The organism is Pseudomonas palmensis (assembly GCF_049942755.1).
In the GTDB taxonomy this organism is placed as follows: Bacteria; Pseudomonadota; Gammaproteobacteria; order Pseudomonadales; family Pseudomonadaceae; genus Aquipseudomonas; species Aquipseudomonas palmensis.
In genome coordinates this window covers 95,755-119,106 of the sequence record NZ_CP187958.1, presented here as the reverse complement: position 1 = coordinate 119,106, position 23,352 = coordinate 95,755, and the positions used below count along the sequence as shown (strand labels likewise).

Below are 23,352 nucleotides of genomic sequence, written 5' to 3'. Positions count from 1 at the left end.
CGGGCAGCCATCGCGCTGCCCGGGTTTCTGTCCGCAAGCCGCCTGGCGGTGACACCCATCGCCCCGGCGCCCGCCATGGAGCGCACGCAATGCTGATCCACCCTACCCAGGCCACGCTGCTGGTCATCGACGTTCAGGAAAAACTCATCGGCGCGGTCAGCGACCCGGCCGGCACGCTGGCCCGTACCCGCTGGTTGCTGGCGGCGACGGCCGAACTGGGGTTGCCCACGGTGATTTCCGAACAATATCCCAAGGGCCTCGGGCACACCGTCGGGGCACTGCTCGAGGCGGCGCCCGCTGCCGAGGTGGTGGAAAAGGTGCACTTTTCCTGCGTGGCTGCCGACTGCCTGCCCGCCAGCCTGCTGGCCCGCCACCAGGTGATTGTGTGCGGCATGGAAACCCACGTGTGCGTGCTGCAGACAGTGCTCGGCCTGCTGGCGCTGGGCAGGCAGGTGTTCGTGGTGGAGGACGCCTGCGACAGCCGCAGCCTGCTCAGCAAGAGCGCCGGCCTGCAGCGCATGCGTGATGCCGGCGCGCAGATCGTGACTCGCGAGATGGTGCTGTTCGAGCTGCTGGGCAGCGCCGGCCACGAGAAATTTCGCCACATCAGCAAGACCTTCCTGGTCGGCGAGCAACCTTGAGGGTGGGCGGATCATGTTGTTCGTGGTGATGCTGGGGGGCAAACACCCCCGGGCCCGCATCGAAGTGCACGATGTGGTGTTCGTGGTGGCCCCGACCCTCGAAGCGGCCTACCCGCAATTGCGCGAGCAATGGTTCGGCAGCGCCAGGGGCGTGCACATCGATTCCTGGCTGGAGGTCGACGGGGTCGACGGCTACAAGCTGCACTGGTCGGACATGCAGCCGGCTGCCGGCGAGCCACGCCTGTATTTCATCAACCTGGGCGGCTACGAGCCCGGTGCGTTCGGCGAGGCGCACCAGTACCTGTTGGTGGTGGCCACCAGCAAGGCCCAGGCCAAGGCCATCGGCAAGCAACGCATGGCACGTCACTGGAGCCAGGCGCACACCGATGCAGTGATGGACGTGGATGACTGCATCGCCATCGACCAGCTCGGTGGCCGATACGTGCGCCTGATTGCAGGCGAGCATGCCCCGCTGGTGCAGCGCAGCGACTACATCGTGCTGGGCTGATGGGCGAGCTTGATGGCTATTTGCCGTTAGCCTGGATTACAGTACGCGCTTCATTTTCTGCCCTTACAGGATGTTCCGATGCGTTCACGTGCACTGTCTGGCTTCTGCTGCGCACTCACCCTCAGCGCTCTGCCGAATCTGGCCCTGGCCCAGGCCACGGTGGCCCAGGTGTTCAATGGCGAGATGCTGGGCACCAACCTGCGTTTCTTCGAGTCGGTAGCCGGTATTGCGCGTACCTCGTTCGGCGACACCCATACTTACAAGGTGCAAGGCTGCGAAATCACCGCCACGGCCGGCGGCGGCACGGTCAGCGAGCTGCGCATGGAGCTCTCGCCCACCTGCAAGGCAGACCTGAGCACGTTCATCGGCGACTTTGCGCCGCCGGCCGCGCAGCCCCTGACGTTCGGTGCAATGGCCAGGTCTTCGGGAGGCGGGCTGGAGTTCTACGCCAGTTGCCTGAGCATGTGCGGCAATGCCGCCGACCCGTCGGTGTACGCGCTCTGGCAAGGACCGCGGGCAGTGGGGTTTACCGAAGTGCTGCTGGAGGTGGTGCTGGTGGATGATGAGGCCAGCGCGGCGGCCGGTCACTGGAGCGAGGCCATGCAGAAGGCCAAGGGTGACGACTTTGTGGTGGACACCCGCTTCAACTGCGAGCGCACCTTCGATGAAGTGGCGCAGGCCAGCTTCGACAAGGTCAAGGTCAATGCGGTCACCATCGGCACCGAGTTGACCAAGCCGGGCTGCTGACGGTTTGCACGGGCCGGCCCCGGCTGTGTACTGTGGGGCCCTCGACCGATAGCCGGGGGCTGTATGCCTTTACGCGGATGGATGGTGCTGGCCACGCTGGCGCTGCTGTTGCAGGGGTGCGCCGGCCAGCGTGGGGCGCAACAGGCCACGCCGGCCCAGGTGCGCGCCACGGTGGTTGCACTGATGCCAGCCGCCACTGGCGACCGTGAAGGGTGGGCGGCGGACATTCAGACGGCGTTTGCCGCACAGAAGCTCGACCCCAGCCGCAGCAACCTGTGCGCGGTGCTGGCGGTGACCGAGCAGGAGTCGACCTACCAGGCCGACCCGCAGGTGCCCGGCCTGGGGCGCATTGCCCGCGTCGAGATCGACCGGCGTGCGGCGCGTCTGCATGTACCGCAGCGGCTGGTGGAGGCCGCGCTGCAAACCCACTCGCCCGATGGCAGAACCTACAGCCAGCGACTGGCGGCGGTGCGCAGCGAGAAGCAGCTGAGTGCACTGTTCGACGACCTGATCGGTTCGCTGCCGCTTGGGCGTACCTTGCTCGGCGACCTGAACCCGGTGCGCACCGGGGGGCCGATGCAGGTCAGCATCGCGTTCGCCGAACGCCACGCCCAGGACTACCCCTATGCCTACAGCGGCACCCTGCGCCAGGAAGTGTTCACTCGGCGCGGCGGGCTGTATTTCGGCATCGCCCATCTGCTGGGTTACCCAGCCAGCTACGAGCAGCCGCTGTATCGGTTTGCCGACTTCAATGCAGGCTGGTACGCAAGCCGCAACGCGGCGTTCCAGCATGCGGTCAGCCAGGCGTCGGGCGTGGAACTGGCGCTGGATGGCGACCTGATCGCGCCAGGGGCGATTTTTCCGGGTGCCACTGAACAGGCGGTACGGCGCCTGGGTGACAGGCTCGGCCTGCGCAACCCGACCATTCGCAGTCAGCTGGAGGAGGGGGACAGCCTGGCATTCGAGCGCACGCGGCTGTATCAGCGGGTGTATGCACTGGCCGAGGCGGCTGCGGGCAAGCCGTTGCCGCGGGCACAGTTGCCAGGCATCGAACTCAAGAGCCCCAAGATCACCCGAAAGCTGACCACGGCATGGTTTGCCAAACGGGTGGATGAGCGCTATCGGCGCTGCATGCAGCGCTGATAGCACGGGGCAGGTTCAGGCGCTGGCCAGGGTCGCGCTGGCGCGGGCGTTGCTGGCGCGCTGGCCCAGGCTCTGGTACAGCGACTGGCCGATCTCGGCTGCGCGCACCGGCAGTACCGACAGCAGGGTATCGCTCAGGCCGTGTGACGCTTCGCAGAAGCCCTGCAGGTAGACCGCCGCGTTGAGCTCCGGGCTGGCCAGCACGCGATAGTCGCGGTCCACTTCGAAGTCCTTGAGGTGCTGTTGCAGCGGCGCCAGCAGCTCGCGATGGGAGCGGCGCTCATAGCCGGTGGCAAGAATCACCGCGTCGTACACGTGGGTCTGCTGGATGCCGGTGGCCAGGTCGCGCAGGGTCAGCTCGATGCCCTTGTCGGTGCTGACGGCGGCCTCGATGTTGCGTCGGCACAGAACGGCGTGACGGTACTGATGGGCGACTTTCTGACGGTAGAGCATGCCGTAGATGCGTTCGATCAGGTCGATGTCCACTACCGAGTAGTTGGTGTTGTGGTACTCGGAAATCAGCTTGGCACGCTCGGCCTGGGGCTGGTTGAACACCAGGTCGGTGTAGTCGGGGGTGAAGACCTCGTTGACGAACGGGCTGTCATCGGCCGGCTTGAGTGCCGAGCCGCGCAGGATCATGTCGGCCTTGACCGATGGGTAGCTGTCGTTCAGGTCGATCAGGGCCTCGGCGGCGCTTTGCCCCGAGCCGATGATCGCGATGCGCATGGGCTTGCCCTGGGTGCACGGCAGTTGTTCCAGGCTGTTCAGGTACTGGGAGTGGTGGAACACGCGCGGATCGTCCTTGAAGGGCGCGAATACCGGCGGGATCTTCGGCGTGCCGCCGCTGCCCACCACCACCGAGCGTGCCCGGCGCAGTCGTTCATGGCCCTGGGCGCTGCGGGAGATCACGCGCAGGTGGTCGATACGCCCGTCCAGCAGTTCAGGTTCCACGCGCAGGATCTCCTCGCCATACACCGCCTGGGTGGCGAAGTGCTCGGCGGCCCAGCGCAGGTAGTCGTTGTACTCCAGGCGGCAGGGGTAGAAGGTGCCCAGGTTGATGAAGTCGGCCAGGCGCTTCTTCTGGTGCAGGTAGTTGACGAAGCTGTAGGGGCTGGTGGGGTTGCGCAGGGACACCAGGTCCTTGAGGAAGGAAATCTGCAGTTCGCTCTGGGTGGCCAGGGTGTTGCCGTGCCAGCGGTAGTCGCTCTGCTTGTCGATGAACAGCGCATCGAGGGCATGGCCGTTGGTCTGGGCGAGTTCTTCCAGGGCGATGGCCAGGGCCAGGTTGGAGGGGCCGAAGCCGACGCCGATCAGGTCGTGGATTGTTTCGGATGTTGAGGGCTGGTTCATGGGTGCGGCTCCCGTGTGTGGTCGAGGTGGGGCGCCAGTTTTTTGCGCCCCTGATCCTGCTCAGGTACTCCGATAGAACGAGCTGTGAGGCTTGGAATTTACCGCTGACCCTGCTTCAGGGAGCCCTGCCGCCCGGCGGCAGGGCTGGAAACGGGCTCTGTCAGAGGTATTGGGTCAGCAGGGCCATGGCCCGATCGATCTGCTGTTCGTCGTTGAGCAGGCCGGGTGCGAAGCGGATCACCGGCCCGGCATCGCGGGAGACGGCATCGACCATCACGCGGTTGCGTACCAGATGGGCGGCCACGGCGCGGGCGTCGTGGTCCTTGATGCGCAGGAAAGTAAACCCGGCGGAGTACTCGGTGCTCAACGGTGTCACCAGCTCGATCGCCTTGTGTTCGAGCAGGCGCTGTTTGAGCGCGTTGTTGAGCTGGTGGATGCGTGCCTGCACCTGCGCCTTGCCCAGTTGCAGGTGCAGTTCGAAGGCCTTGCCCAGTGCCCATCGATGCTCGAAGGCGTGGTAGCCCCCGGGGGTCATGATGGTGGCGAAGTCCTCATCCTCGGAGAAGGTCGCGAAGGTGGGCACCAGATGCTGCATTTTTTCCGAGGCGGCGCAGATGATTCCCGTACCCCGCGGACCGAACATCCACTTGTGGGTGCCAGCGATGAAATAGTCGCAGTTGAAGTCGTCGAAGCGCTGGTTGTCCACGCCGAACCCGTGCACGCCGTCGATCACATACAGGATGCGGTCCTGCTCGCTGCGTTCGCGATTGTGGCGGCGCAACAGAGCGCCGATCTCGCCCACCGGCAACTTGACCCCGCTGCCCGAGTGCACCCAGGTCATGCCGAGCACGCGGGTGTTGGGGCGGATATTCTGGTCGATTGTGCTCAGCACCTGGTCGGTGGACACCTGCCAGGGCTGCTCGAACAGGCGCAGTTTGCGCACGGACGTGCCCTGGCGCTGGTGGCGGAAGGCCAGGCATTTATGCGTGGAGTAATGCTCGTGCTCGGTGGTCAGGATCTCTTGCCCGGGGCCCACCTGCAAGCCACCGTAGATCATGCCCAGCCCTTCGGTGGTACTGCCGGTAAGGGCGATCTGGCGGGGCTTGACCTCCAGATAACGGGCCGCCCAGTTGCGCACTTCGCCTTCACGCTTCCACTCGTTCTGGCTTTCCCAGTCCATCTGCTCGGCGGGATTGAGATCGACTTCGGCACGAAACCGATCGATGGCCTCCTGTACCGGCCTGGGGTGGGCGGTGACCAGGAAGTTGGCGAAGTGGGCCACATTCGGGTCCAGCGGGAACAGTTGACGCAGGTTTCGCCATTTGTCCGGGCCGTTTAACTGCGCGGTAGGGGCCGCCTGGGCGGCTGGCAGCAGGCTGGTGCCTAGCGGCAGGCTGGCGGCAAGTACCCCGGCCTGCTTGAGGAATGTACGACGGTCGGTCATGTCGGCGCTCGATAAGGGTCAGGGGGCTAGCGTGGCAACGGGTTGTGCGGCTTTCTGCACCTGGGCCCACACGCGCAGGAAGTTGCCACCCCACAGCTTGGCGATGTCTGCTTCGGAGTAGCCGCGGCTGAGCAGTTCGGCAGTCACGTTGCGGGTTTCGCTGGCGTCCTTCCAGCCGTCCAGGCCGCCACCGTCGTTAAAGTCCGAGCTGATGCCCACATGGTCGATGCCGATCTTCTTCACGACGTAGTCGATTGCATCGCCGAAATCCTTGAGGGTGGCCTTGGGCTCCTCATCGATGATGCCGTAGAGGTTGCCGGCATACTCGCCAAAGCGCGCCTCGGGCCAGATCGCAATCACCGCATCGCCCGGCATCAGCGCATTGGCCAGCCCCTGCAGGGGCTGCAGGTCGAAGCGGGCGCGCAGAGCCTCGAGTTTGTCCAGGGTCGGTTTGCTCAGGGGCTTGAGATAGGTGCCGAAGCCGACGACCTGGACCACGCCGTCGCTGTCCCTGATCAGTTTCAGTTCCTTGTCGCTGAGGTTACGCGGGATATCTACCAACGCCCGTGGCGCCGAGTGCGAGGCCACGATCGGGGTGCGGCTCAGGCGAGCCACGTCCTCCAGGGCCAGGGTCGACATCTGCGAGACATCGATGATCACCCCCAGATCGTTCAGGCGCTTGACCGCCTGCTTGCCGATTGGCGACAGCCCTCCCAGGGCGTCAGCGGTGTCGTTGAAGAACGGCAGCGGCCGCGAGGAGTCCGCCCAGTCATTGTTGCCGGTGTAGCTGAAGCCGAACATGCGCATGCCACGGGCCGCCCACAGGTCGAGCTGGGACAGGTCGTTTCCCAGTGGGTAGGCGTTGAGCATGCTGATGAAGATGGCGAACTTGCCCTCGCCATGCAGGCGGCGCATGTCGTCGGGGGTGTAGGCGATGCCGATCTGGTTGGGGAAGTCGCGCACCATGGCGCTGATGATCTTGTAGCGCACCTCCTGTTGGTGGCGGGCCTCGTCGACAAATCCCGGAGTGGGGCGGTGGGGCGCATTCGGGCCGTTCCACAGTTCGGGCCAGCCGAAGATCGTCAGCGCCGCGCCGGATAGTCGCCCCTGGCCGGCCTTGACCAGATCGAGCTGGCCGCCGCTGTTCTTGTCCACCTCGTGGCCAGCGGTGCCCATGTCCAGCGGTACGGTGACGTGGCTATCGAAGGACAGCATGTGCTCGTGCAGGGCATTGGCCTGCTCGACGATCTCGCGGGGGTAGGCAGGCCCTTGCTTCCAGTACAGGTAGCCAGCGGCGGCTGCGCCCACGACTGCTGCCAGGGCAAGCGGCAGGCCGATGTACAGGGCTTTTCGGGAACGGGTTCTGGTCATTGCCATCTCGGTCGCAGTACTGATCGGTCCGACGGCCTGGCTGTGTCAGGCGAAGGTCGGGTGTCAGGGGAAGGACGATTGATGGAGGGCTAAATTTACAACCTCCGGCGCGCGCTCGGAGTTGTGGCTTCACGCTCTTGGCGGGTGGGGTGTCTGCCGTGCGCGAGGCACGGCAGTGTGTGCGATCAGTCGACCGCAGGGCGGTTCTGGCTGCGTTCGGCCTTGTAGCGGATCGCGACGGCCGGGGCGGGTTTGGCGTCGCCGGTTTCCAGCCATTGGCGCATGCGGCTGGCATCGGCGAAATGGGTGTACTTGCCGAAGGCATCGAGTATCACCATGGCCACCGGGCGATTGTCCATCCGCGTCAGCAGCACCAGGCAATGACCGGCCTCGTTGGTGAAGCCGGTCTTGGTCAGCTTGATGTCCCAGTTGCTCTTGTTGACCAGGTGGTCGGTGTTGCGAAAGCCCAGGGTGTAGTTGGGTTTCTTGAAGGCCACGGTCTTTTCGCGGGTGGTGCTCAGCTCGCTCAGCAGCGGGTAGCTGCGCGCGGCCAGCAGCAGCTTGCTCAGGTCGCGGGCGGTGGACACGTTGCTGGTCGACAGGCCGGTGGGTTCCACATAGCGGGTATGGCTCATGCCCAGGGCCTTGGCCTTGGCGTTCATGGCCTTGATGAAGGCGGCGTAGCCACCGGGGTAGTGGTGCGCAAGGGTCGCGGCGGCCCGGTTTTCCGAGGACATCAGGGTGATCAGCAGGGTGTCGCGACGGTTCAGCTCGCTACCCAGGCGAACCCGCGAGTACACGCCCTTCATTTCCTTGGTCTGGGCGATGGTGATGGTCAGGGGTTCGTCCATGGCCTGCTTGGCATCGAGCACCACCATCGCGGTCATCAGTTTGGTGACCGAGGCGATCGGCACCACACGGTCCGGGTTGCTCGCATACAGCACCTTGTTGGTCTGCAGGTCGATCAGCAGTGCACTGCCCGAGGCCAGGTGCAGCTTGGCAGGGTCGCGCTGGACCTGGGGGGCCGGTTGGGCAACAGCGTTCGACGTGACGCTGGCAGTGCCAGTGAGCATCAGCAGCAGGCTGAGAATAGACAGGGAGGTTTTCACGTTGGTGCTCACTAAATGTAGGTATGTCGTTGGCTGTGCACGGGTTTTTATTACAAGCCGTTACATTCTAGGAGTATGGTCGAGTCTGTGTCGATTGCCCCGTAAACATTGGGCGAACTATGAAATTTATTTAACCTTGGGCTTCGTCTGCAGCGGCTGGATCGGCGTGCCGAACCAGCCAATCGGGATGTTAGCGGAAATTGAGGTAGCCGGCGGTGACGGCCTTGAGCAGCTCGTGACCTGCCTCGGCCGCTTTGGCGGGCGTCTGCGGCAGCTTGTACTGGCCGCTGAGGATGATCGCCAGGGTCATCTGCTGCGCGGCGGCGAGGGGGTGTTGGGCTGGGTCGAGCGGGGCTGGAAATCCTTTTTCAGCGGTCATGCGAACTCCTGGGGTCAGGCTGTGAGGGTTTGCCAGCCTAGGCCTGAACGGCGATCAAGCCAATGCGGGCGGTTTCCCCGACAGCCTGCGCCCTGCCCGCAGGCAGGGCGCAGGGCCGGTGCTACCAGCGGGGCGGTCCGTAGTACACCGGTGGCGGGCTGTAGTAGCGCTCGCGGTAATACGGCGGCGGCACCGGTACGTAGCGCTCCACAACCGGATACGGCGGGTACGGCTGGTAGTACACCGGCGGCGGGGCCTGGACATACACCGGCGGGGGACCGTAGTAGGCCGGCTGGCGCTCGACGTAGACGGTACGGTCGTGGTTGCCGGACACCACCGCACCCACCACGGCACCGACGACGGCCGCGCCAAGCACCGGGCCGGCACCGCCGTGCCAGCCGCCGCCACCACCGTGGGCGGCCGCTTGCCCGCAGACGGCCAGGGCGCCAACCAGCAGGGCGATTCTCGGGATGTGACGGTTCATGAAGACTCCTCGGTTTGCAGCCCCGGCGCTGGTGCTGTCGAGACACCCAAGACGTGGCGCGGGGATACCCATAAGACCGCAGCCCCCGGAAAAATGGCACGGGCGTTGAGTAAAGGTTGTGTAAGCCCCGATCAACGGTTCGGTGGGCAGTGAGTGCATACTGGTGCCCCAGCCGTTTTCAGGAGCCAATCGATGACCCCCAGCAAAGACACCGTTTTGTGCATGTCCCTGGCCGGGCGCCCCGGTACCTTCGGCGTGCGCTTTCATAACCATCTGTACCAGCAGCTGGGGCTGGATTACTACTACAAGGCCATGACCACCACCGACCTGCCGGCCGCCGTGGCCGGCATTCGCGCGCTGGGTGTGCGTGGGTGTGGTGTGTCGATGCCGTTCAAGGAGGCCTGCATCGCGTTGCTCGATGAGCTGGACCCGTCGGCGGCGGCCATCGATTCGGTGAACACGCTGGTCAACACCCAGGGGCATCTCAAGGGCTTCAACACCGACTACCTGGCGGTGCGTCAACTGATCCACCAGCATCGCCTGGACCCTGCATGGAGCGTGGCGCTGCGCGGCAGCGGCGGCATGGCCAAGGCGGTGGCGTGCGCGCTGCGCGATGCCGGTTTCAGCGACGGCACGATCGTTGCGCGCAATCGCGAGGCTGGCGAGCGGCTGGCCCGCACCTGTGGCTATCGCTGGCAGGCCGAGCCACACGGTGTGAGGGCCCGGTTGCTGGTGAACGTGACGCCGATCGGCATGGCGGGCGGGGCCGAGGCGCAGCAACTGGCCTTCGAGCACGAGCAGATCGAGGCGGCGCAGGCGGTGTTCGACGTGGTGGCGATGCCGGCGCAGACGCCCTTGATCGTGGCCGCCCAGGCTGCTGGCAAACCAGTGGTTACCGGGCTGGAGGTGATTGCGTTGCAGGCGCTGGAGCAGTTCGTGCTGTATACCGGGGTGCGCCCCGATTCACGGCAGATCGCCGAAGCGGTGGCGTTTGCGCGGGGCGATTGAGCCCTGCAGGCAGGTTCGCGCCAGGCAGTGAGCGGGAGCGGCTGAACGCGCTCCCGCAACGTGTTGCTCGACCCTGTGCCGAGCTGGCTACTCCAGCTGCGCCAGGCGTTCTTCCAGCGCCGCGATACGCGCCTCCAGTGCCTCGATGCGCTCGGCCGACACGCCGCCGACAGGGCGTTCCGCGCCTTGCTGGCGTGCCGCCAGAATCGCTTCGATGTCGGCCGGGTCGCCGAAGGCATGGGTGTAGCGGTCTTCGCGCTGGCCGGGCTGGCGCGGCAGGTGCAGGGCAAAGCCCCGGGCTACCAGGCGCTCCAGCTGATGCAGCACCTGTTCGGCATCCTCGAATTCATGCATGCGGTTGCTGCGCGTCAGCAGCTCGCTGACCGTCTGCGGCCCGCGCAGGAACATCAGCCCCAGCAGCACCTGTTGCGCCGGTACCAGCTCCAGCGCCTTGTCGACGCGGTGCTCCCAGCGGTCGGCCCGGCTGCCCATCTGCAGGCGCGCCAGGCCCTGGCTTTCGAGGGCACGCAGGCTCTGGCCGACCTGGCCCTGGGTCAGGTTCATCACCGGCTCGCGGCTGGTCTTCTGGTTGCAGGCCAGCACCACGGCGTTGAGGGTGAGGGGGTAGGTTTCGGGGCTGGTGGCCTGCTTTTCGATCAAGGCGCCGAGGATACGGATTTGCGTGCTGTCGAGGCGCTGCTCGTCAACGGGGGTGTCCAACTCAGTGCTCATCGCGCGTTCCCTATGCTGTGGAAGGCAACTAGCCTAATCCTTGCAGAATAAAAGACAAGCCGCCGGGCGCCGCCAAGCGTGTCTATAATCGGCCACGCTCAATCCATCACCCAGCGAGACTGTCATGACCATTTCCCTGTACGCCGCCTCTGTTCCCGTTTTCAAGCAGATGCTCAATGCCCTGAGCGATGTGCTGGGCAAGGCCCAGGCGCACGCCGAGGCGAAGAATATCGACGCCAATGTCTTCCTGCAGGCGCGCCTGTACCCCGACATGTTCCCGCTGGTTCGCCAGGTGCAGATTGCCGTGGACTTCGCCAAGGGGGTTTCGGCCCGCCTGGCCGAGGTCGAACTGCCCAAGTACGACGACACTGAAACCACCTTTGCCGAGCTGCAGGCGCTGATCGCCAAGGTGTTGGCCTTCGTCGAGCAGATCGAAGCGAAGCAGATCGACGGCAAGGAAGGTATCGAGATCATCACCCGTCCGGGTACGCCGAAAGAAAAACGCTTCACCGGCCAGAGCTACCTGCTGACCTACGGCCTGCCGCAGTTCTTCTTCCACGTGACCACGGCCTACGCCATCCTGCGCCACAATGGCGTGGAAATCGGCAAGCGCGACTACATGGGCGCGTTCTGATTACCCAGGCATGAAAAAGCCCGGCAAGGTCAACGCCTTGCCGGGCTTTTTCATGCCTGCCAGGATCAGCTCGCCTGGCGTTCCTCGGCCTCGCACGCGGCGGCCGTGAACAGCACGTCGGTGGACGAATTGAGCGCCGTTTCGGCCGAGTCCTGCAGGATGCCGATGATGAAGCCTACCGCCACCACCTGCATGGCCACCTCGCTGGGAATGCCGAACAGGCCGCACGCCAGCGGAATCAGCAGCAGCGAGCCGCCCGCCACCCCCGAGGCGCCGCATGCGCACACGGCGGCGACCACGCTGAGCAGGATGGCCGTGGGCAGGTCGACGCTGATGCCCAGGGTATGCACCGCCGCCAGGGTCAGCACGGTGATGGTGATGGCCGCGCCGGCCATGTTGATGGTCGCACCCAGCGGGATCGACACCGAGTAGGTGTCTTCATGCAGCCCGAGCTTTTCGCTCAGGGCCAGGTTGACCGGAATGTTGGCGGCCGAGCTGCGGGTGAAGAACGCGGTGATGCCGCTTTCGCGCAGGCACAGCAGCGTCAGCGGGAATGGGTTGCGACGGATTTTCCAGTACACGATCAGCGGGTTCATCACCAGCGCCACGAACAGCATGCAGCCGATCAGCACCGCCAGCAGGTGCAGGTAGCCCAGCAGGGCCCCCAGGCCGGATTCGGCCAGGGTCGCCGCCACCAGGCCGAAGATCCCCAGAGGCGCGAAACGGATGACCATGCGCACGATCAGCGTTACGCCCTTGGACAGGTCGTCGACCACGGTGCGGGTGGTTTCACCGGCATGTCGGATAGCCACGCCCAGGGCGATCGCCCAGGCCAGGATACCGATGAAGTTGGCCTCCATCAGCGCGGTCACCGGGTTGGCCACCACGCTCAGCAGCAGGCCTTGCAGCACTTCGCTGATGCCACCAGGCGGGCTCATCGCCACATCATGAGTGGCCAGCACCAGTTGGGAGGGGAACAGCATGCTGGCGACCACCGCCACTACCGCTGCGGAAAAGGTGCCGAAAAGATAGAGCACCAGAATAGGACGGATATGGGTTTCCTGGCCGTGCCTGTGGTTGGCGATGGAAGCCATCACCAGGATGAACACCAGAATGGGTGCCACCGCCTTGAGTGCACTGACAAATACCTTGCCGATAAATGCCAGGTTCAGCGCGGCGGCTGGCCAGAGCAGCGCCACGGCAATGCCGGCCACCAGGCCGATCACGATCTGCAGTACCAGACTGGTACGGTTCAACAGGTTCAGAAGTGGGGTCATGACAGGTGTTTCTCGTTCTTGTGCAAGGTCCGGGAGGCCCGGATAGCGTAGCAAAGGCATGCCGCGGGCAAGCCCTGCGGCGAAAGGGGCGGGACTTTAGCACAGCACGCGGGCCCTGACCGCAGCACACTGCCTGGCGGTAGGTGGGGCGTGTTGTCGCGATGCGTCGGCGCGTCCTTCTATCGACGGTGCGGGCCGTGGAATGTTTAGGCCCGGGATGTGATGTCGGTGCCGTGTGTCTCTCAGGGCGCAGGCCAGTTGAACAGCTCGCGGCGGGCACCTTCGGTGATCGCGACGATGCCCGGGTGCTTGACCTTGCGCTCTACCGAAATGGCATAGAACGACTCGGTGACGGCATCGGTCTGGCCGATCAACTCCACCCCGTACTGGCGGCAGACCTCGTCGGCGATCACGCTGGGGGCGATGAAGATGCCGCTGCCCGACTGCCCGAATGCCTGCATCAGCGCACTGTCATCGAACTCGCCGACGATGCGCGGCTGCAACTGTTGCTCGGCGAACCAGCGCAGCAGCCGGCTGCGCACCACCGTCTCCTGGCCGGGAATGAGCATCGGTGCATGCTGCAGGCCGACAGGAAAGGGCGCCGGATGCAGGGCAGCCAGTGCCGGGGTGGCGAAGAAACTGATGCCGCACTCCCCGAGCTTCTGGCTGTAGCCCTTGATGTCCAGATGGCTGGGCATCGGGCTGTCGGAGATCACCATGTCCAGGCGCTGTACTGCCAAATCTGCCAGCAGGCGTTCGAGCTTGTCCTCGCGGCAGGTCAGGCGCAGCGGGTCGGGCAGCTCCATGGTCGGCGCCAGCAGCCGGTACACGATCGACTTGGGCACCACGTCGGCCACCCCCACGCGAAACAGAATCTGCTGCTCATCGGGCTGGGCGCGCAGCACTGCTTCCAGTTCGCCGCCAATCTGGAACATCTGCTCGGCGTAGGACAGGGCCTGGCGCCCGGTCTCGGTCAGTTCGAGCTGGCGTCCCACACGGCGAAACAATTCGATACCGTAGCTATGCTCAAGCAGGCTGATCTGCCCGCTGATGGTCTGCGGGGTGAGATTGAGCTGCTCGCCGGCACGCACGATGCTGCCGGTCTTGGCCACGACCCAGAAGTAATGCAGTTGTCGGTAGTTGAGCATGTGCATCTCCGATTCGTAAAAATCGAAGTATAACTGCTGAAAATACGAATTTTCCGGATGTTTCAGTCTCTTTAGAATGCGTCGCTATCAAGGCAAGACCTTCAGAGAGGAACCCATGCTGTATTTCAAATCGATTGGCACACCCCTGGTGATGGCGCTGGCGCTGCTGGCCATGAGCGGTTGCGAGCAGGCGGAAAAATCTGCCCAGCAGATGCTCAACCAGGCTGCCCAGTCGGCCAAGGAAGCGATCGACAAGACCAACGATGCCGCCCAGCAGGCGCTCAGCGACGCGACCGGTTCGCCCCTGGCGAAAAAGCCCGATGAGGCCCAGGACAAACCCGAGCGCGACGACAGCGCCCGGGAAATCTGATTTTTTACCCACACTGATTCAGGATTGATTCATGGAATACCTGTTGGAACTTGCTGCAAGCCCGACCGCCTGGGTGGCCCTGGCTACCCTGGTGGCCATGGAGATCGTGCTGGGCATCGACAACCTGATCTTCATCTCGATTCTCACCAACAAGCTGCCTGAGCAGTTCCGCTCCAAGGCACGGCGCATCGGTATCAGCATGGCGCTGGTGATGCGCCTGGGCCTGCTCAGCACCGTGGCGTGGATCGTGCAGCTTACCGAGCCGGTGGTGGACGTGTTCGGCCATGCCTTCTCGTGGAAGGACATGATCCTGATCGCCGGTGGCCTGTTCCTGCTGTGGAAGGCGACGTCCGAGATTCACCACAGCGTCGACCCGCGTGCCAAGGAAGAGACCAAGGCGTCGTCTACCGTGACCCTGGGCTTTGCCGCGGCGATCGGGCAGATCCTGGTACTGGACATCGTGTTCTCGATCGACAGCATCATCACGGCCGTGGGCATGACCGAGCACTTGCCGATCATGATCATCGCGGTGATCAGTGCGGTGATCGTGATGCTGGTGGCCGCCGACCCGCTGGCCCGGTTCATCAACGACAACCCTACCGTGGTGATGCTGGCCCTGGGCTTCCTGATCATGATCGGCATGACCCTGATCGCCGAAGGCTTCGGTGCCCATGTGCCCAAGGGTTATGTGTATGCGGCGATGGCGTTCTCCACCGCGATCGAGGTGCTCAACATCATGTCGCGCCGGGCTCGCGAGCGGCGCGAGGCGCTGCAAGCGAAACCTGACTGACCGCTTCGCCAGCGACGTCGGCTCTGCAGGACGCACCTGCAGACGCCGGCGTTGTCGGCGAAGGTTGTTATGCAGTGTCGCGTCAGTGCGCGTTAGCGTGGCGGCGAGCGTGCCGCTGTGCCTCGGATGCAGCCCTGGTCGGCTGCGGATGGTGAAGATGGTGGCGGCGCGCGATGCGCAACACCCCCCAGAGCATGGCTGCGGCTACCACCAGCCACGTGCCTATCAACAGAAAGATTCCCATCGTCAGACTCATTGCGTGCCTCCTTCGACTGGGCAAGCTGCACTCGCCATTCGGACACAAGCTCAGTCTAGCCCATCGTCTGTGACAGACGGTTGACCAGTGGTCCAGCGCCTTGGTTCAGTTCGCTCTAAGCGTGCCGCGGGCTATACCGCAGGCCCGCGCCAGCCTATGATCGCAAGCCAGGGCCGGGCGTCGTCTGCCCGGCATCAGCACAAGCGAGTGTCCATGTTGCCCACCGCCCCCAAACGTCGCGTGTCCCATCGTCTGCTGCTGGCTTGCCTGCTGGCCGCCAGCCTGGCCGGTTGCGCCAGCCAGCCTTCATCCCAGCTCAACAGCCTGCCCCAGCGCGTGGAACTGGGCGCGGTGCCGTTCTACCGTGGTAACGCCAACCAGAGCGCGCCGATGGCGCTGGCCGCGATCCTCTCGCAGCAGGGGGTGCGCATCACCCCCGGCCTGCTCGAAGGGCCCTTGCAACTGCCACAAGGTGTCGACAGGCTGCAGGCCTCGGTAGCGACCGTGGCACGCCAGTACGGCATGGTGGTGTACCCGCTCGACGGCACCCTGCCGGCGTTGCTGACTCAGGTGGCCGCGGGCAATCCGGTGCTGTTGCGCTATCAGGAAGGTTCGGCGTTCTGGAGCGAGCCGCGCTATGCCCTGCTGGTGGGCTATGACCGCTACAAGTCGCGGGTGCTGCTGCGTGCGGGCAACAATCGGCGGTTGCTGATGGACTTCGACGATTTCGCCGCAGCCTGGAAGAAGGAGGGGAGCTGGGCGGTGCTGGTGCAGCCGCCCGGCCAACTGCCGGCCCAGGTGGACCGCCAGCGCTGGCTCAAGGCCGCCAATGAACTGGCCCAGGCAGGCCAGGAGCAGGCGGCCCGCCAGGCCGTCAATGCCGTGGGGCAGTGACGGCCCGGGGTTGCCGGCTTACACGCCCAGGCGGTCGCGCAGGCTGTAGTACCACGCGCCCAGGGCACTGAACGGTACGCGCAGCATCTGGCCACCCGGGAACGGGTAGTGCGGCAGTTCGGCGAAGGCGTCGAAACGCTCGGCCTGGCCGCGCAGGGCCTCGGCCAGCACCTTGCCGGCCAGGTGGGTGTAGGTGACGCCGTGGCCGCTGCAGCCCTGGGAGTAGTAGATGTTGTCGCCCAGACGACCTACCTGCGGCAGGCGCGACAGGGTCAGCAGGAAGTTGCCGGTCCAGGCGTAGTCGATCTTCACGTCCTTGAGCTGCGGGAAGGCCTTGAGCATTTTCGGGCGGATGATCGCCTCGATGTTGGCCGGGTCACGCGCGCCGTATACCACGCCACCGCCGAAGATCAGGCGGTTGTCGCCGGTCAGGCGGTAGTAGTCGAGCAGGTAGTTGCAGTCTTCCACGCAGTAGTCCTGCGGCAGCAGGGTACGTGCCAGCTCTTCGCTCAGCGGCTCGGTGGTGATCACCTGAGTACCGCATGGCATCGACTTGGCGGCCAGCTCCGGTACCAGGTTGCCCAGGTAGGCGTTGCCCGCCACGATGATGAACTTGGCGCGCACCTTGCCCTGCGGGGTATGCACGACCGGGTTGGCACCGCGCTCGATGCGGATGGCCGGGGACTGTTCGTAAATCTTGCCACCCAGCGATTCCACTGCGGCGGCTTCGCCCAGGGCCAGGTTGAGCGGGTGGATATGGCCGCCGCTCATGTCCAGCATGCCGCCGATGTAGCTGTCGCAGGCGACCACTTCACGGATGCGGCGCTGGTCCATCAGTTCCAGCTGGGTGTGGCCGTAGCGTTCCCACAGGCGTTGCTGGGATTCCAGGTGGCCCATCTGCTTTTTGGTCAGGGCGGCGAACACGCCACCGTCCTTCAGGTCGCACTGGATGTTGTACTTGGCCACGCGCTCGCGGATGATGCGCCCGCCCTCGAAGGCCATCTGGCCGAGCAGCTGTGCCTGTTTGGGGCCGACGGTACGTTCGATCACGTCGATGTCGCGGCTGTAGCTGTTGACGATCTGACCGCCGTTGCGGCCAGAGGCACCGAAGCCGACCTTGGCGGCTTCAAGCACGGTGACGCTGAAACCGTTCTCGAGCAGGAACAGGGCACTGGACAGGCCGGTGTAACCCGCACCGATCACGCAGACGTCGGTCTGTACTTCTTCCTGCAGGCTCGGGCGCTGCGGGACGGGGTTGGCCGATGCGGCGTAATACGACTGGGGGTAGGGGGTGTTGGCCATGTGCGGGCACCTCAGGGTTTGTAGTTGTATGTTCTATATTTTTTACGATTGTGCAGATCGTATCAACAATAATAAACACCCGCCAGCCAGACGGTAAAAATCGCGCAAACCCGGGCTGGGGTAAAAAATATTAGTATTCAGTGGCTTAGCGTGAAAAAAAGTATTGACACGCTGCGTCGATTGCGTAGAATGCCGCCTCACAGCAGGCACATAGCTCAGTTGGTTAGAGCACCACCTTGACATGGTGGGGGTCGTTGGTTCGAATCCAATTGTGCCTACCAAGCATCACCGCCCCTGCTGGCGGTACACGAAAAAGGCGATCCGAGAGGGTCGCCTTTTTCGTTTGGGCCGTTTTCATGGGCGCGGCAAAGCTGCTGATTTTTTTGTACATTTCGCTTTACGAGGGGGCTTGAACCTGAGTAGAATGCGCCCCGCAGCAGGCACATAGCTCAGTTGGTTAGAGCACCACCTTGACATGGTGGGGGTCGTTGGTTCGAATCCAATTGTGCCTACCAAACATCACCGCCCCTGCTGGCGGTAACACAAAAAGGGCGACCCGCAATGGTCGCCCTTTTTGTTTGCCTGAAGCAAAGGGCGCGGCCGGATTGCTCGGGCCGCGCGGTGCATCAGGGGATACGGGTGATCTCCACGCCGCTCTGTACCAACTCGAAGCGATCCTCGCCCAGGTGGTTGACCCGATCGCCGATGGCCAGGCGATAGCTGGTGATCGGCAAGGAGTCGGCACTTCCATCGGCCTGCAGGGTGGCTTCCTGAAATTCATGAACGGGGTAGATGCGTCCTTCAGCATCCCGAGCATGAAATTGTCCGACCAGTACTGCTGTCATTTGGCGTGTGCCCTCTGAAATGTTCTCTATGGGCCATAGACCACTGTTTTGCCTGGGAAGTTTAGTCCCCCTGGAAAAAAACCTGTGGGCCGCGCCGTAGCGTCTATAACTACCACTTCTCTATGTCGATCAGGTTGGAGCGTGGTCATGAGCCAGGTCTATTCGGTTGCGGTGTTGGTAGGCAGCTTGCGCAAGGAGTCGATCAACCGCAAGGTCGCCAGGGCGCTTGCAGAGCTGGCACCGGCCAGCCTCAAGCTGGGTATCGTCGAAATTGGCGAGCTGGCGTTGTACAACGAGGATATCGACACCGACCCACCGGCAGCCTACAAGGCCTTTCGCGACAAGGTGCGTGCCAGCGACGCGGTGCTGTTCGTGACCCCCGAGTACAACCGCTCGGTGCCTGGCGTGCTCAAGAATGCCATCGACGTCGGTTCGCGCCCGTATGGGCAGAGCGTGTTTAGCAAGAAGCCGGGGGCGGTGATCAGTGTGTCGCCGGGGGCGGTGGGGGGCTTTGGTGCCAACCACCACCTGCGCCAGTCCCTGGTGTTTCTCGATGTGCCCTGCATGCAGCAGCCAGAGGCCTATGTGGGTGGGGCGGCGACGCTGTTCGACGAGCATGGCAAGCTTTCGGAGAAGACCCGGCCGTTTCTGCAGAGCTTCATCGACAGTTATGCGGCGTGGGTGGCGCGGCACCTGGCATAGGGCCCAGGCGCGCCCTTGGCTGGCGAGGGCGGTTCCTGGCCTGCAGGAGCCGCCTTGCCGGACGTAGGAGCCGGCCTTGCCGGCGAAAGCTCCAACGCGGTCTATACCCCCTGCGGCATCTCACCCTGCGCCAAACGCCGATTGATATCCTCCACCACCTGCGGCAGGTCATTGATGGTGTCGATCAGGTAGTGCGGGCGTGACCCTTCGAACAGCGCATGAATGCGCGCACGCTCGTTGGCCAGTTGCTCGGCATCCAGTGCCAGGTAACCTTCATGGGTCAGCCCCAGCGCGTTGCCCGAGCACACCAGCGCCACGGTCCACATGCCGGCACGACGCCCTTCCAGAATGCCCGGTACGGTGTCGTCCACCTTCACGCACGCCGCCACATCGTCGATACCCAGCGCAATCACGTTGGCCAGCGCCTGGGCCGGCCACGGGCGACCGTTGGGGGTCTGGTCGGTGGCCACCACATGGTCGGCCACATAGCCATTGCGCCCAGCCAGTTCCACTACCTTGTCCATCACCACCTTCGGATAGCCGGAGCACGAACCGATCTTCAGGCCCTGCCGGCGCAGGGCGCTGATGGTCTGCAGTGCGCCGGGGATCAGCGCCGAATGGGTGGCGATCTTTTCGATCTGCAGCGGCATGAAGCGGTTGTAGAGCGCCGTCACGTCATCATCGCTCGGCACGCGGCCGAACACCGCGCGATAGCGCTCGGCAATCTGCGGCTGGTCGCACAGCGTGCGGATATGGTCCCACTTGCCCATGCCCATGGGGCCGCGGGCCTCCTCGATGGACACCTGTACATCGAATTCGGCAAAGGCCTCGACGAAGATCTGCGTGGGGGCGAACGAGCCGAAGTCGACCACGGTTCCGGCCCAGTCGAGAATGGCCGCTTGCAGCTGTGTGGGGTTGCTGTAGTTCATCATTGCGTTCCTTGATCGGTATACCGCAGAAAAGGGGGAAAAAACGGAATCAGATGTGCAGCACTTCCATTTCCCGCAGCGCATCGGCCACGGCCTGGACCGCGGCGCGCATCTCGTGGGGGCCGACGCAGCCGATGCAGCCCACGCGGAATGTCTCGACCTGGGTCAGCTTGCCGGGATAGAGGATGAACCCCTTGGCCTTGACCCGTTCGTAGAAGTCCGCGAACTGGTAGCGCGGGTCACGCGGGGCGTGGAAGGTGACGATGATCGGGGCCTGGATGGTGGCGGGCAGAAAGCTGCGCAAGCCGATGGCCGCCATGCCGTCGAGCAGGGTCTTGCAGTTGCTTGCATAGCGCTGGTGGCGCGCCGCCAGGCCGCCTTGCTCGTGGTACTGCAGCAGCGCCTCGTGCAGCGCCGCCACCACGTGGGTAGGCGGGGTGAAGCGCCACTGGCCGGTGCGGGCCATGTAGGCATGCTGGTCATGCAGGTCCAAGGCCAGCGACGGCGAGTTGCCCTCGGCGCCAGCCAGTGCGGCCTTGTCGGTGAACACGAAGCCCATGCCCGGTACGCCTTCGAGGCACTTGCCGGACGCCGCGATCAGGGCGTCGAAAGGCACCTGGGCCGCGTCGATCGGCAGGGCGCCGAACGAGCTCATGGCGTCGATGATCAGGCGCTTGCCGTGATCGGCGACGACCTGGGCGATCTGCGCCAGCGGGTTGAGGATGCCGGTACTGGTTTCGCAGTGAATCAGCGCCACGTGGGTAATGCTGGCATCGGCGCGGATCAGGCGTTGGACATCGGCGGCAGTAGTGGGCTGGTCTTCGGCGGTCTCGAAGGTGGTGAATGCGCGGCCCAGCACCTGGCAGATCCTGGCCAGGCGCTGCCCATAGGCGCCGTTGACCAGCACCAGCACCTTGCCGTCACGGGGCACCAGCGTGCCGATGGCCGCCTCCACGGCGAAGGTGCCGCTGCCTTGCAGGGGCACGCAATGGTGGCTGGCGTGGCCATTGACGATGCTCAGCAACTGCTGGCACAGGTTGGCGGTCAAGGTGTTGAATTCGCGGTCCCATGAGCCCCAGTCGAGCATCATCGCCTGCCGCGTGCGTGCCGAGGTGGTCAGGGGGCCCGGCGTCAGCAGGACGGAGGTGTGGGTCATGGCGATGCTCCTCGCAAGCGGTGGGCTGAAACTACGGTGCCTACGTTGCAATTGCGCGCTTCATCAATCAAATTGTTTGTCGTTATGCCAACCATAAGTCAGGCCGATAGATATGAACCTGTTCCAGCTTCGCGCTTTCGATGCGGTGGCCCGCGAGGGCAGCTTTACTCGCGCTGCCGCGCGCCTGTTCATCAGCCAGCCAGCGGTCACCGGGCACATCAAGGCACTCGAGGAGCATTACCAGATCACCCTGCTGCGGCGCACTGCGCGGCGGGTGGAGCTGACCGAGGAGGGCACCCGCCTGGCCGCCATCACCCGCGCTATGTTCGGCCTGGCCGAGGAGGCGCAGGTGATGCTCGAAGCCAACCGCCAGTTGCTTACCGGGCGCCTGGAAGTTGCCGCCGACGGGCCACACCAGGTCATGCCGATGCTGGCCCAACTGCGCGTGCGCTACCCCGGCATCACGGTCAACCTGCGCCTGGGCAATGCCCAGGAAACCCTGGCGGCGCTGCTGTCCGAGCATGCCGACGTGGCCGTGCTGACCGAGGTCGAACCGCGCAAGGGCCTGCACCTGCAGGACCTGGGCCCGTCGCGTATCTGTGCCTTGCTGCCGGCCGGCCATCGCTGGGCCAGCCGCCCCGAGTTGCCCCTTGCCGAACTGGACCAGCAGATCATGGTGCTGCGCGAACCCGGCTCGATCACCCGGCGCACCTTCGACCAGGCCTGTGCCCGGGCCGGGGTGCAGCCACGGGTGCTGCTGGAGCTCGACAGCCGCGAAGCGGTGACCGAGGCGGTGGCCGCGCAGCTGGGGCTGGGTATCGTCTCGTCGATGGAGACCAGCCACGATCCGCGGGTGGTGGCCCGGCCCATAGAGGGGCCAGGGCTGGTCAACCAGCACATGCTCGGTTGCCTGGAGCGGCGCCGCGAGCTGCGCCTGATCCAGGCCTTTCTCGGGCTGGCGTCATCGGCATGACACGGCGTTGGCGTTTTGCCGTCGGCCCCCTAAGATGGCCGGCACACACCACCTGCAACACGAGTGAGGGTCGATGAAGGAGAAAGACACCATCTCCATGCAACTGGTGCGCGAGGCCCTGTTGCAAAGCAGCGCACCCGGCGCGGCGGCTGCGGCGTTGCTGCAGCGGGTGGGGATCGACCCGCAGCAACTGGAGCAGCCCCAGGCCCGCGTGCCGGCCAGTGCCTATGCCCGGCTGTGGCGGCTGCTGGCGCGTCGCTGCAACGACGAGTTCTTCTGCATGGACCCGCGCGGGCTGCGCAGCGGCAGCCTGGCGTTCATCTGCCGCTCGTCCATGGCCCAGCCGACCCTGGGCGCGGGCCTGGAGTGCGCGCTGGGGTTTCTGTCGCTGATGCTCGAGCACCTGCACCCGGTGCTGGTGCGCCAGCAAAGCCTGGCTGAAATCGTGATCGGCGAACCCGCCGAGGCGCCGCGCCGACCCTTCACCTATTTCACCTTCTGGATGATCGTGCATGGTGTGGCCTGCTGGCTGGCGGGTCGGCGCATTCCGATTCTGGCCATCGAATTGCGCTGCGCCGAGCCGGACTACTGCGATGACTACCGCGTGATGTTTTCACAGAACCTGCAGTTCGAGCGCCCACGCACGCGGCTGATTTTCGCTGCCGATTGCCTGGACCTGCCGCTCAGGCGCACACCCGAAGAGCTGCAGCGTTTTCTGGCCGAGGCGCCGGCCAACATTCTGGTGAAGTACCGCGACCCCACCAGCCTGGCGCGGCGGATCCGCGACGACCTGCGCCAGTTGCCCGCCAGCCAGTGGCCGGATGCCGAGGCACTGGCCCAGCAGCTGTGCCTGTCGGCCTCCACCCTGCGCCGACGCCTGGCCGAGCAGGGCCAGACCTACCAGGCCCTCAAGGACAGCGTGCGCCGCGAGCTTGCCATCGGCTGGCTGGCCGATGCGCAGGTCAGCTACGTGGAGATCGCCGAACGCCTGGGGTTTGCCGACACCAGTTCGTTCTACAAGGCCTTTCGCAAGTGGTCGGGGTGCAACCCCGGGCATTACCGCAGCCTCGTGCTGGGTTCGGGCTGAGGCCGCGAGGCAAGCCTTCCCGCTCCCTTGCCGGCGGGGCTGTTCCTAGTCTGGGTGCCCACCCCTTGATGGA

25 protein-coding genes and 2 tRNA genes are annotated in these 23,352 nt (G+C 64.7%); 14 read left to right on the top strand and 13 right to left on the bottom strand.

The features are described 5' to 3' along the window. Positions 1–89 precede the first annotated feature (89 nt). The 4 genes from ACPRTJ_RS00705 (at position 90) to ACPRTJ_RS00690 (ending at position 3,039) form a co-directional block, all read left to right on the top strand. The gene (locus ACPRTJ_RS00705; RefSeq protein WP_426427782.1) at positions 90–641 is read left to right on the top strand and encodes a hydrolase; all 552 of its coding nucleotides are present in this window, start codon (positions 90–92) and stop codon (positions 639–641) included. Positions 642–654: 13 nt separating this feature from the next. After that, positions 655–1,149, top strand: a complete 495-nt coding sequence (locus tag ACPRTJ_RS00700; protein WP_043863045.1) for a DUF1543 domain-containing protein — start codon at positions 655–657, stop codon at positions 1,147–1,149. A 78-nt stretch (positions 1,150–1,227) separates the two neighbouring features. Then, positions 1,228–1,896: a hypothetical protein gene (locus ACPRTJ_RS00695; RefSeq protein ID WP_315406539.1), complete on the top strand. Its 669-nt coding sequence runs from the start codon at positions 1,228–1,230 to the stop codon at positions 1,894–1,896. Positions 1,897–1,959: 63 nt separating this feature from the next. Next, on the top strand, positions 1,960–3,039 hold the full coding sequence (locus ACPRTJ_RS00690; protein ID WP_286902183.1) for a DUF1615 domain-containing protein: 1,080 nt from the start codon (positions 1,960–1,962) through the stop codon (positions 3,037–3,039). A gap of 15 nt (positions 3,040–3,054) precedes the next feature. Here ACPRTJ_RS00690 and ACPRTJ_RS00685 read toward each other — a convergent pair whose 3' ends face one another. The 6 genes from ACPRTJ_RS00685 to ACPRTJ_RS00660 form a co-directional block, all read right to left on the bottom strand. Then, complete coding sequence (locus ACPRTJ_RS00685) at positions 3,055–4,389, bottom strand: lysine N(6)-hydroxylase/L-ornithine N(5)-oxygenase family protein (RefSeq protein ID WP_104572292.1); 1,335 nt, start codon at positions 4,387–4,389, stop codon at positions 3,055–3,057. 160 nt (positions 4,390–4,549) lie between these two features. Beyond that, positions 4,550–5,833: an aminotransferase class V-fold PLP-dependent enzyme gene (locus ACPRTJ_RS00680; RefSeq protein ID WP_426427778.1), complete on the bottom strand. Its 1,284-nt coding sequence runs from the start codon at positions 5,831–5,833 to the stop codon at positions 4,550–4,552. 18 nt (positions 5,834–5,851) lie between these two features. Beyond that, on the bottom strand, positions 5,852–7,204 hold the full coding sequence (gene pvdM, locus ACPRTJ_RS00675) for a pyoverdine-tailoring dipeptidase-like protein PvdM (RefSeq protein ID WP_213607275.1): 1,353 nt from the start codon (positions 7,202–7,204) through the stop codon (positions 5,852–5,854). A 185-nt stretch (positions 7,205–7,389) separates the two neighbouring features. Further along, positions 7,390–8,313, bottom strand: coding sequence for a D-alanyl-D-alanine endopeptidase (gene pbpG, locus ACPRTJ_RS00670; RefSeq protein ID WP_043863168.1), 924 nt, complete (start codon positions 8,311–8,313; stop codon positions 7,390–7,392). A 190-nt stretch (positions 8,314–8,503) separates the two neighbouring features. Beyond that, a complete protein-coding gene (locus tag ACPRTJ_RS00665; protein ID WP_426427775.1) occupies positions 8,504–8,692 on the bottom strand; it encodes a hypothetical protein in 189 nt (62 codons plus the stop codon). 121 nt (positions 8,693–8,813) lie between these two features. Next, positions 8,814–9,176: a hypothetical protein gene (locus tag ACPRTJ_RS00660; protein WP_426427774.1), complete on the bottom strand. Its 363-nt coding sequence runs from the start codon at positions 9,174–9,176 to the stop codon at positions 8,814–8,816. 192 nt (positions 9,177–9,368) lie between these two features. Here ACPRTJ_RS00660 and ACPRTJ_RS00655 point away from each other — a divergent pair, with 192 nt between their 5' ends. Next, complete coding sequence (locus ACPRTJ_RS00655; protein WP_043863039.1) at positions 9,369–10,184, top strand: shikimate 5-dehydrogenase; 816 nt, start codon at positions 9,369–9,371, stop codon at positions 10,182–10,184. 87 nt (positions 10,185–10,271) lie between these two features. On the opposite strand, the gene ACPRTJ_RS00650 is transcribed toward ACPRTJ_RS00655, so the two are convergent. Further along, positions 10,272–10,916, bottom strand: coding sequence for a YceH family protein (locus ACPRTJ_RS00650; RefSeq protein WP_043863038.1), 645 nt, complete (start codon positions 10,914–10,916; stop codon positions 10,272–10,274). A gap of 124 nt (positions 10,917–11,040) precedes the next feature. On the opposite strand from ACPRTJ_RS00650, the gene ACPRTJ_RS00645 reads away from it, so the two are divergent. Then, positions 11,041–11,550 (top strand): DUF1993 domain-containing protein, encoded by a 510-nt coding sequence (locus ACPRTJ_RS00645; RefSeq protein WP_043863037.1) that lies wholly within the window; start codon positions 11,041–11,043, stop codon positions 11,548–11,550. A gap of 65 nt (positions 11,551–11,615) precedes the next feature. Here ACPRTJ_RS00645 and sstT read toward each other — a convergent pair whose 3' ends face one another. Further along, positions 11,616–12,827 (bottom strand): serine/threonine transporter SstT, encoded by a 1,212-nt coding sequence (sstT, locus tag ACPRTJ_RS00640; protein ID WP_043863036.1) that lies wholly within the window; start codon positions 12,825–12,827, stop codon positions 11,616–11,618. Positions 12,828–13,069: 242 nt separating this feature from the next. Next, positions 13,070–13,975 (bottom strand): transcriptional activator NhaR, encoded by a 906-nt coding sequence (gene nhaR, locus ACPRTJ_RS00635; RefSeq protein WP_043863167.1) that lies wholly within the window; start codon positions 13,973–13,975, stop codon positions 13,070–13,072. A 115-nt stretch (positions 13,976–14,090) separates the two neighbouring features. Between nhaR and ACPRTJ_RS00630 the strand changes: the two genes are divergently transcribed. The 3 genes from ACPRTJ_RS00630 to ACPRTJ_RS00620 all read left to right on the top strand — a co-directional run bounded on the left by ACPRTJ_RS00630 (position 14,091) and on the right by ACPRTJ_RS00620 (position 16,285). Then, positions 14,091–14,345: a hypothetical protein gene (locus ACPRTJ_RS00630; protein WP_043863035.1), complete on the top strand. Its 255-nt coding sequence runs from the start codon at positions 14,091–14,093 to the stop codon at positions 14,343–14,345. 31 nt (positions 14,346–14,376) lie between these two features. Continuing rightward, entirely contained in the window at positions 14,377–15,135 is a 759-nt protein-coding gene (locus tag ACPRTJ_RS00625; protein WP_043863034.1) for a TerC family protein, read from the top strand. Between the two features lie 412 nt (positions 15,136–15,547). Next, on the top strand, positions 15,548–16,285 hold the full coding sequence (locus tag ACPRTJ_RS00620; protein WP_054915713.1) for a peptidase C39 family protein: 738 nt from the start codon (positions 15,548–15,550) through the stop codon (positions 16,283–16,285). 18 nt (positions 16,286–16,303) lie between these two features. Here the strand turns inward: ACPRTJ_RS00620 and ACPRTJ_RS00615 are convergent, their stop codons facing one another. Continuing rightward, complete coding sequence (locus tag ACPRTJ_RS00615) at positions 16,304–17,587, bottom strand: NAD(P)/FAD-dependent oxidoreductase (RefSeq protein WP_043863032.1); 1,284 nt, start codon at positions 17,585–17,587, stop codon at positions 16,304–16,306. Between the two features lie 204 nt (positions 17,588–17,791). Here ACPRTJ_RS00615 and ACPRTJ_RS00610 point away from each other — a divergent pair. Then, positions 17,792–17,868 (top strand) — tRNA-Val (locus ACPRTJ_RS00610). Between the two features lie 157 nt (positions 17,869–18,025). After that, positions 18,026–18,102 (top strand) — tRNA-Val (locus ACPRTJ_RS00605). Between the two features lie 111 nt (positions 18,103–18,213). On the opposite strand, the gene ACPRTJ_RS00600 is transcribed toward ACPRTJ_RS00605, so the two are convergent. After that, the gene (locus ACPRTJ_RS00600; RefSeq protein WP_043859680.1) at positions 18,214–18,432 is read right to left on the bottom strand and encodes a hypothetical protein; all 219 of its coding nucleotides are present in this window, start codon (positions 18,430–18,432) and stop codon (positions 18,214–18,216) included. 147 nt (positions 18,433–18,579) lie between these two features. Between ACPRTJ_RS00600 and ACPRTJ_RS00595 the strand changes: the two genes are divergently transcribed. Then, positions 18,580–19,134, top strand: coding sequence for an NADPH-dependent FMN reductase (locus ACPRTJ_RS00595; RefSeq protein ID WP_043859679.1), 555 nt, complete (start codon positions 18,580–18,582; stop codon positions 19,132–19,134). A gap of 101 nt (positions 19,135–19,235) precedes the next feature. On the opposite strand, the gene phnX is transcribed toward ACPRTJ_RS00595, so the two are convergent. Both phnX and ACPRTJ_RS00585 read right to left on the bottom strand, forming a co-directional pair. After that, positions 19,236–20,063 (bottom strand): phosphonoacetaldehyde hydrolase, encoded by an 828-nt coding sequence (gene phnX, locus ACPRTJ_RS00590; RefSeq protein ID WP_426427768.1) that lies wholly within the window; start codon positions 20,061–20,063, stop codon positions 19,236–19,238. A 49-nt stretch (positions 20,064–20,112) separates the two neighbouring features. Next, positions 20,113–21,219 (bottom strand): 2-aminoethylphosphonate--pyruvate transaminase, encoded by a 1,107-nt coding sequence (locus ACPRTJ_RS00585; RefSeq protein ID WP_426427766.1) that lies wholly within the window; start codon positions 21,217–21,219, stop codon positions 20,113–20,115. Between the two features lie 112 nt (positions 21,220–21,331). On the opposite strand from ACPRTJ_RS00585, the gene ACPRTJ_RS00580 reads away from it, so the two are divergent. Both ACPRTJ_RS00580 and ACPRTJ_RS00575 read left to right on the top strand, forming a co-directional pair. Next, positions 21,332–22,192: a LysR substrate-binding domain-containing protein gene (locus ACPRTJ_RS00580; protein ID WP_043859676.1), complete on the top strand. Its 861-nt coding sequence runs from the start codon at positions 21,332–21,334 to the stop codon at positions 22,190–22,192. 73 nt (positions 22,193–22,265) lie between these two features. Further along, positions 22,266–23,279, top strand: a complete 1,014-nt coding sequence (locus tag ACPRTJ_RS00575; RefSeq protein WP_043859675.1) for an AraC family transcriptional regulator — start codon at positions 22,266–22,268, stop codon at positions 23,277–23,279. Positions 23,280–23,352 lie beyond the last annotated feature (73 nt).